This is a genomic window from Rhodopseudomonas sp. B29 (genome assembly GCF_000333455.1).
Lineage (GTDB): Bacteria > Pseudomonadota > Alphaproteobacteria > Rhizobiales > Xanthobacteraceae > Rhodopseudomonas.
Genome location: NZ_BADD01000130.1, coordinates 1 through 8,342 on the forward strand (window position 1 = coordinate 1; position 8,342 = coordinate 8,342).

Annotated in this window: 9 protein-coding genes and 1 pseudogene; 5 read left to right on the forward strand and 5 right to left on the reverse strand. The window is 64.7% G+C overall.

Annotated features, from left to right (window positions below):
* The 3 genes and pseudogenes from I5M_RS29195 to I5M_RS04945 all read right to left on the reverse strand — a co-directional run.
* Positions 1-535 (reverse strand): annotated as a pseudogene (locus I5M_RS29195) (peptidogalycan biosysnthesis protein); the annotation flags it as partial.
* A gap of 89 nt (positions 536-624) precedes the next feature.
* The gene (locus tag I5M_RS04940; protein ID WP_022720393.1) at positions 625-1,377 is read right to left on the reverse strand and encodes a glycerophosphodiester phosphodiesterase; all 753 of its coding nucleotides are present in this window, start codon (positions 1,375-1,377) and stop codon (positions 625-627) included.
* Between the two features lie 15 nt (positions 1,378-1,392).
* Positions 1,393-1,860, reverse strand: coding sequence for a RidA family protein (locus I5M_RS04945; protein WP_022720394.1), 468 nt, complete (start codon positions 1,858-1,860; stop codon positions 1,393-1,395).
* A gap of 252 nt (positions 1,861-2,112) precedes the next feature.
* Between I5M_RS04945 and I5M_RS04950 the strand changes: the two genes are divergently transcribed.
* On the forward strand, positions 2,113-2,979 hold the full coding sequence (locus I5M_RS04950; RefSeq protein WP_022720395.1) for a cell envelope integrity EipB family protein: 867 nt from the start codon (positions 2,113-2,115) through the stop codon (positions 2,977-2,979).
* Positions 2,980-3,119: 140 nt separating this feature from the next.
* On the opposite strand, the gene I5M_RS04955 is transcribed toward I5M_RS04950, so the two are convergent.
* Positions 3,120-4,400, reverse strand: a complete 1,281-nt coding sequence (locus I5M_RS04955) for a DNA polymerase IV (RefSeq protein WP_022720396.1) — start codon at positions 4,398-4,400, stop codon at positions 3,120-3,122.
* Positions 4,397-4,696, reverse strand: a complete 300-nt coding sequence (locus I5M_RS04960; RefSeq protein WP_022720397.1) for a DUF3572 domain-containing protein — start codon at positions 4,694-4,696, stop codon at positions 4,397-4,399. Before I5M_RS04960 ends, I5M_RS04955 begins: the two co-directional genes overlap by 4 nt.
* 136 nt (positions 4,697-4,832) lie before the next feature.
* On the opposite strand from I5M_RS04960, the gene I5M_RS04965 reads away from it, so the two are divergent.
* The 4 genes from I5M_RS04965 to I5M_RS04980 form a co-directional block, all read left to right on the forward strand.
* Complete coding sequence (locus I5M_RS04965) at positions 4,833-5,198, forward strand: response regulator (RefSeq protein ID WP_022720398.1); 366 nt, start codon at positions 4,833-4,835, stop codon at positions 5,196-5,198.
* Between the two features lie 9 nt (positions 5,199-5,207).
* Entirely contained in the window at positions 5,208-6,581 is a 1,374-nt protein-coding gene (locus I5M_RS04970; RefSeq protein ID WP_022720399.1) for a PleD family two-component system response regulator, read from the forward strand.
* Positions 6,582-7,060: 479 nt separating this feature from the next.
* Complete coding sequence (locus tag I5M_RS04975; protein ID WP_022720400.1) at positions 7,061-7,549, forward strand: (2Fe-2S)-binding protein; 489 nt, start codon at positions 7,061-7,063, stop codon at positions 7,547-7,549.
* The coding region (locus I5M_RS04980) for a molybdopterin cofactor-binding domain-containing protein (RefSeq protein ID WP_022720401.1) at positions 7,546-8,342 on the forward strand (797 nt) is incomplete at its 3' end. The genes I5M_RS04975 and I5M_RS04980, both read left to right, overlap by 4 nt.

Consider the following 8,342-nt stretch of genomic DNA (forward strand, 5'->3'; position numbering starts at 1 on the left):
GCAGAACCGCCATTCGCTTTCACGCGCGAAGGTGACGTGGACCGTATGAGGCCTCGCTCATCTGGCAAAGGGCGGTGAGGCCGGTCGTGAGCGCCGCCGCGACGGTCGCGCTGTCTTCGCCCTCGCGGATCAGAAGACGTGGGCCGGTCGCCGGCGTGAACGGCACCGAAACCTGCAGCTTCGGATAGTAATTGCCGCCGGCGCGCTCATAGGCGTCGGCCCAGCCGCGGTCGAACACGTATTCGCCCTGCGAATGCGATTTCAGATAGCAGGGCACGATGCCGATGACGCGGTCGCCCTGTTTGGCGACGAGATGGCGCGGGCCCCAGCCGGTGCGCGGCGAGGCCGATTTCGACTGCTCGAGCGCCGAGAAAAAGGCGTGCGACAGGAACGGATTGTAGGCGGCTGCGGCGGCTTCGGACGCGCATGCGGCTGGCGGCGTCAGCGCGGCGCGCGCGCAGGCATCCCAGTCGGCCGCCGCGATGGCGCCGACCGAGCCGACGGCTTCAAGCGTGATGTCCGGCGCCTGCGTCAATCAGCCGAACCGGTCGCGCGCGCGAGAAAACGGATCTTCATTCCCTCAAGTTTGGGCATTTTAGCCGCCGTCTTCAAGCCCGGTGGCGGTCACGATTGCGGAACGAAGCCTTCGAAGATCATCTGGTCGGCATAGCGCGCGGCGCGGGCGCGCTGCTCCGGCGTTCGCACCGTCCAGGTCAGCAGCGCGCAACCGAAGACGTTGCGGCCGATCCACGGGGCGGGGGCGGGGAGATCGTCGACCCTGTAGGCGAATAAATGCGGCTGGGTGCGCAGTCCGTGCTTCCACGCCTTCATCGGATTGCGCTGAGCGGCGTTGAGCTTGGCCCAGTATTCGTCATCGTAGTCGCGCTCGGCGGTGATACCGCGGGTCAGGTTGGGCGCGACCTCGCGCAGCGCCACGACGTGATCGGGATCGAACGACATCGCCGCGGCCGGGCCATGATAGGAGGCGAGCACTTGCGCGAGCCGGCCGGCCAGCTTGCGGTCCCCGTCAAAGTGACTCTTCAACTCGATGATCAGCGGCACCCGGCCGCCGACCAGATCGCACAGATCGCCGAGCGACATCATGTGCTCGGCGGTGTCCTTGAAGCGTACGGCGCGCAGCTCGGCCGCGGTCATCTGCAACAGCGCGCCGTCGCCCTCCGTGAGGCGGCCGAGCGCATCGTCATGATGCACCATGGCTTCGCCGTCGGCGGTCAGCTGGATATCGACCTCGATGCTGAAATCGCGCTCGACCGCAGCGCGGATCGCGCCGGGCATGTTCTCGACCACGCCGCGGGCGCGGTCGTGCAGGCCGCGATGCGCGACCGGCCGTGCGGTGAGCCAGTCGGGAGCGCGCATCGCTTAAGCCTCCGATCAGGCGACTTCGAACAGGCCTTCGACCTCGACCGCGGCATGCGCCGGCAGCGAGGCGACGCCGATCGTGGTGCGGGCGTGGCGGCCCTTGTCGCCGAACGCCGCGACCATCAGGTCGGAGGCGCCGTTCATCACCTTGGGGGCGTCGGGGAAATCCGGCGTGCAGTTGATGAAGCCGCCGAGACGCACGACGCGCACGACCTTGTCGAGATCGCCGAGTGCCGCCTTGAGCTGCGCCAGGAGATTGACCGCGCAGGCGCGCGCAGCGGCGGCGCCTTGTTCGATCGACACGTCGGCGCCAAGCTTGCCTTTGGCGACCAGCTTGCCCTCGAGATCGAAGCACAGCTGGCCCGACACAACCAGGAGATTGCCGGTGCGGACGAAGCCGACGTAATTCGCCACCGGACTGGCCGGCTCGGGCAGTGTGATGCCTTGCGCGGTGAGTTTCTGCTCGATGGTCCCGGTCATTGTCGTCCCCAAATCTTGCTGACATCAGGTGTCGCTGACAGCGTCAACCGGCGCTGCGCGGGGACTGTTTGGCTGATTGCGCCGGCGCTGGCAAGCAAACGGCCTGGCCGGCCATCGCGGGTTGTTGAGGCCGCGGCCGCGAGTTCCCGACCGCATCTTCGTGAATTTACCGCAATCCGGTGGTCGATCCGGAGGAGACATTGCGGCAGTATCGCCGCTCACGATCCTCCAGCCAGGTTTTGAGGAGACTTTATGGGCGCTATTCGATCGAAGTGGAGCCTCGTCGCCGGCGTGGCGCTAGCGACCGTTGCGCTCGGCGCTGCGCCCCAGGCCGCTCGAGCCAAACCCGGCGTGGTGTTCCTGCCGCATCAGGCGCTGTACGACCTCAGCCTGGTGAAGACCCGCAACAACACCTCCATCTCCACGGTCCGCGGCCGCATCCTGTACAACTTCTCGGGCAATGCCTGCGAAGGCTACACCTCGGATTTCCGGCAGGTGTCGGAGATCGAAAGCGGCGAGGGCAAGAATTCGCTGAGCGATCTGCGCTCGTCGAGCTGGGAAGACGCCGCTGGCAAGAGCTATCGCTTCAAGATCGACACCACGATGAACGACGGCGACACGACGGACGTCGACGGCGTCGCGGAACGCACCGGCGACCACATCACGGTGAAGCTCAAGCAGCCGGTGCAGAAGACGTTCACGCTCGACGGCTCCACGGTGTTTCCGACCGAACAGATCGAGCGCATCATCGCCGCCGCGCGCGATGGCAAGCGGCTCTTGAACCTGTCGGTCTACGACGGCTCCGACAACGGCGAGAAGGTCTACAACACGCTGACGGTGATCGGGCAGCCGATCAAGGGCGACGCCGCCGCTGCCTCGCCTGACCCCGCCACCAAAGACGACGCGCTGAAGTCGCTGACGCGCTGGCCGGTGACGGTGAGCTACTACGACCGCGACGCCAAGCCCAATGCGGGCGAGCAGACGCCGGTCTATTCAATGAGCTTCGAGCTCTACGAAAACGGCGTGTCGCGCTCGCTAGTGCTCGACTACAACGATTTCGTCCTCGCCGGCGCCATGGGCAAGCTGGATGTGAAGGCCGCGGGCAAGCCGTGTAATTGAAATATCGTTCGCTTTGTATTCGTCATGGCCGGGCTCGTCCCGGCCATCCACGAATCTGCGTAGTTGATGCCGAAAGACGTGGATGCCCGGGACAAGCCCGGGCATGACGGAGGTGGCGGCTGTAGCGCTTTAGCAATCAGCTAATTGCCTGCCTTTTCCGGCCCATCATACGCAATGCCGCGGATCACCGCGGCGTTGCCGAATTTCTTCCGCAGTTCGTCCATCGCTCGTTCGGCGTTGCCGGCGCGGCGGTCGAGCATGTCGTCGTCGGGCTCCGCCTGCTCGGTGAGCGCGCTGACGCCGGTGCCGATCAGGCGAAACGCCGTGCCGTCGATCTCCTTGGTCAGCATCTCGCGCGACACTGCGAAGATGCGGTTCGCCATCTGCGTCGCGGTTTGCACGGTCTGAGACCGGGTGCGCTGGCGGAAGTCGGCGGTCTTCAGCTTCAAAGTAATCGTCGAGCCGCCGAGATTGGCGCTCTTCAGCCGCGACGAAACCTTCTCGGACAGCCGCCATAGGATCTTCTCCAGCGTGGCGAGATCGCGGATGTCGGTGTCGAACGTGGTCTCGTTGGAGATAGACTTGGCGCCGCGATCCGGCACCACCTTGCGGTCGTCGATGCCGCGCGCCAGTCGCCACAACCGGCGGCCCTCGTCTCCGTATTGGCGCATCAGGTCGATCTCATTGGCGCGCTGCAGATCGGCGATGGTGCGAAAGCCGTGCTGCGCCAGCCGCGACGCGGTCGCCGGGCCGACGCCGAAGATGAAGCCGACCGGGCGCTCGGCCAGCATGGCGCGCGCGTCCTCCTGATCGAGCACCGCAAAGCCGCGCGGCTTGTCGAGATCGGAGGCGATCTTGGCGAGGAACTTGTTGCACGACAGCCCGACCGACACCGAGATGCCGATATCGCGCTCGACGTCGCGGGCAAATCGCGCCAGCGCCTTGGCGGCGATCATGCCATGCAGACGCTCGGTGCCCTTGAGATCGAGGAAGGCCTCGTCGATCGACAGCGGTTCGACCAGCGGCGTCAGCGCCTGCATCGCCTGGCGGACCTCGCGGCCAACGCGGACGTACTTCGCCATGTCGGGGCGCACCACCACGGCGGAAGGGCACAGCGCCAGCGCCTTGAACATCGGCATCGCCGAGCGCACCCCATAGGTGCGGGCGATGTAGCAGCACGCCGCCACAACGCCGCGCTGGCCGCCGCCGACGATCACCGGCTGATCGGCCAACGACGGGTCGTCGCGTTTCTCGACGGTGGCGTAGAACGCGTCGCAGTCGATGTGGGCGAGGGACAGCGTGCCGAGCGCCGGATGACGCAGCAGCCGCGGCGAGCCGCACGCGCCGCAGCGCCGCGCCTGCGGCGCCTGATCGGCGAGACAGTCGCGGCAGAAGGCGAGCGGGGCTGCGCCCACGGTCACGGGATGTCGCGCTCCCAGGGCTTGTCTTCGAGCACCTGCAGCGCCGCCGCTACATTGGTCGGGTCGAGCTGCACCGACGACGCGAACGCCTTCACCATGGCGTCGTCGCGCATGATGAAGCCGAGCACGCTGGTGAGGAACTGCGGATCGGCCGCGGATTGCCGCAGAGTTTCCGGCCCGATTCCGGTTTCGGCCAGAAACAGCCCCAGCCGCTCGGGCTCGCCGGCGATGAAAGAAAGCGCCTGAATGGCCACGATTTCAGCGACTTGGCGGACGTCTTGAAGGCGTTTTGGCATCGGTCCTATTTGCCTTTCCGTAACTTCTAGTCTCTATTTTATTCAATCATGCCCGAGTCTTGCAGGAATAAGTCTTGCGGCTTGTCGAACAATCGCAGGTCGCTGGCGCGATTTGGTGCGAGAATTGGAGGGCGGGATGGCCAAAACCGTCCTGATCGTCGAGGATAACGAGCTCAACATGAAGCTCTTTCGCGACCTGCTGGAAGCCCATGGCTACCAGACGGCCGGAACGAGCAATGGTTACGAAGCGCTCGACCTCGTCCGCAAGCTCCGTCCCGACCTCATCCTGATGGACATCCAGCTGCCGCAGGTCTCCGGCCTCGAAGTGACGCGCTGGATCAAGGACGATCCGCAACTTCGGCACATCCCGGTCGTAGCTGTCACGGCGTTCGCCATGAAGGGCGACGAAGAGCGCATTCGCGAAGGCGGCTGCGAGGCCTATCTGTCCAAGCCGATCTCGGTTGGCAAGTTCATCGAGACCGTCAGGCGTTTCATCGGGTAAGGGAAGTTCATGTCCGCGCGTATCCTGGTGGTCGACGACATTCCGGCAAACGTCAAGCTGCTGGAGGCCCGGCTGTCGGCCGAGTACTTCGACGTCACCACCGCAGCCAACGGCGCCCAGGCGATTGAGATCTGCTCGCGCGCCGAATGCGATCTCGTTCTGCTCGACGTCATGATGCCGGACATGGACGGCTTCGAGGTCTGCCGGCGTCTGAAGAGCAATCCTGCGACGCACTTCATCCCGGTGGTGATGGTGACGGCGCTCGACAGCCCGGCCGATCGCGTCCGCGGGCTGGAAGCCGGTGCCGACGATTTCCTCACCAAGCCGGTCTCGGATGTGGTGCTGATCGCACGCGTCAAATCGCTGACGCGGCTGAAGATGATGACCGACGAGCTGCGCATGCGCGCGATTACCTCGTTCGAGATCGGCGTACAGGCGCCGGAGCGCGAGGCGATCAACGATCAGGGCAGGGGCGGGCGTATTCTGCTGGTCGACGACCGTCCGTCGTCCTACGAGCGGCTGGCGCCGATCCTGAGCACCGAGCATGAGGTCGATGTCGAGCCCAATCCGTCCGAGGCACTGTTTCACGCCGCAGAGGGCAACTACGATCTCTTGATCGTCTCGCTGGGCCTGGAGAACTTTGACGGGCTGCGGCTGTGCAGCCAGGCGCGCTCGCTGGAGCGCACGCGCCATGTGCCGATCCTGGCGATCTCCGACGCCGACAACAACGCCCGGCTGATGCGTGGCCTCGAGATCGGCGTCAACGATTACTTGCTGCGCCCGATCGACAAGAACGAATTGCTGGCGCGGGCGCGCACGCAGATCCGCCGCCGCCGCTACACCGATCATCTGCGCGACAACGTCCAGCATTCGATCGAGATGGCGATCACCGACGGCCTCACAGGGCTGCATAATCGCCGCTACATGGAGAGCCATCTGGCAACGCTGGCCGAGCAGGCCGCGACTCGCGGCAAGCCGCTGGCGCTGATGATCCTCGACATCGACTTCTTCAAGTCGATCAACGACACTTACGGCCACGACGCCGGCGACGACGTGCTGCGCGAGTTCGCGGTGCGGATCAAGAAGTCGATTCGCGGCATCGATCTCGCCTGCCGCTACGGCGGCGAGGAGTTCGTCGTTGTGATGCCGGAAACCGATCTCGCCGTCGCCCAGATGGTCGCCGAACGGCTGCGCCGTGCCATCGCCGGCGATTCTTTCGGCATCGAGAAGGGCACGCGCCGGATCGAAGTAACGATCTCGATCGGCCTGTCGACGCTGGAGCGCAAGGGCGAGCCGGTCGCCGATCTGCTCAAGCGCGCCGATACGGCGCTGTACCGTGCCAAGCATGATGGGCGGAACAGGGTCGTGGCGGCGGCGGCGTAGTGGTTGGTGGGTCGCTTAGTTTGCAAAGCGACAGCCTCATTTTCAGCCGTCATCCCCGCGAAAGCGCGGATCCAGTACGCCGCAGCTTTGCTGATGACCCTAGGCGCTCTGGGATACTGGATCGCCCGCCTTCGCGGGCGATGACAGCTGTTTCTCGTTGACCTGCCTGCGAAGTTTGTGGCGCTGCGGGATGACCGCAAGGCCAATTTCTGTTTTGCGCCGCGAAATGTTTTGAGTGGTCGCGTGAGATAACAGGTACTTCTCAGCTAACCGCATTGCACAATCGATGATGCGGTTGCGTCTGCGGTCTACCCCGCTCGTCATCGTTTTCATTAGTCCGATTCAACTTCGCAATTGCCTCCCTGCGACAACCAGATCATCCTACCTGCAAGGTCGACATCGTTCCGGTGGGTGTCAGGCCGCTAGCCAAAAGTGAGCGCCGCCGTAAGCGGCTTCATGCACCGGCAGTGGGGAGAGATATGCTCAAGCTCAACATCAACGGGCATCCTATGTCCGTGGACGCGGACAACGACACGCCGCTGCTCTGGGTCATCCGAGAACAACTACAGATGACCGGCACCAAGTTCGGCTGCGGCGCCGGGCTGTGCGGCGCCTGCACTGTGCATGTCAACGGCGAAGCGGTGCGCTCGTGCCAGACCATGGCTGGTGACGTCGCGGGCAAGAAGATCACCACCATCGAGGGCCTCAGCGCCAAGGGGGATCATCCGCTGCAAAAGGCGTGGATCGCCGAGCAGGTGCCGCAATGCGGCTACTGCCAGTCCGGCCAGATCATGCAGGCGGCATCGCTGCTTGCCGCCAATCCCAATCCGTCGAAGGACGAAGTGGTGGCGCATATGGACGGCAATCTGTGCCGCTGCATGACCTACTCGCGGATCCAGAAGGCGATCATGCGTGCCGCATCCGAGATGCGGACCGCCAGCACCTCGAACGAGCGGAGCGCGACATGAACCAGCATGTGAAAATTACGCCCTCGCAGAGCGCCGATCTCAGCCGGCGTTCGTTCCTGGTCGGCACCGCCGCCGCCGGCCTCGTGCTCGGCTACAGCAGCGTGCCCGGTCTGCTCGGCGCCGATCAGGCGGTCGCAGCGCCGTCGGCGTTCGAGCCCAGCGTCTGGTACGCGATCGGGCCGGACGGGCTCGTCACCGTCACCTGTGGCAAGGCCGACATGGGCCAGCACATCGCCTCGACGATGGCACAGATCATCTGCGAAGAACTCGGCGCCAGCTGGAGGGACATGCGGGTCCAGCTCGCCTCCAACGATCCGAAGTTCAATGACCCCGTGCTCGGCGCGCAGATCACCGGCGGCAGCTGGAGTACGATGATGAACTTCGACGCGATGAGCCGCGCCGGCGCCGCCGGCCGCATCGCGCTGGTCGATGCCGCGGTCGCCGCAATGGGCGTGCCGCCGTACTTCAAGGACGAACTTGTGGTGCGCGACTCCCGTGTCACGCATCCGAAAACGAAGAAGTCGATGAGCTTCGCCGAGATCGTCAAGAGCGGCAAGCTGACCAAGACATTCACGCCTGACGAACTCAAGGCGATCAAGCTGAAGACGCCAGATCAGTACACGATGATCGGCGTGTCGGTGCCGCAGCTGGACATTCCATCCAAGACGAATGGCAGCGCCAAATACGGCATCGACACGATGCTGCCCGGTATGGTGTACGGAAAGATTGTGATGCCGCCGGTGCGTTACGGCGCGTCGGTGAGGTCGATCGACGACAGCGACCCAAAAAGTGC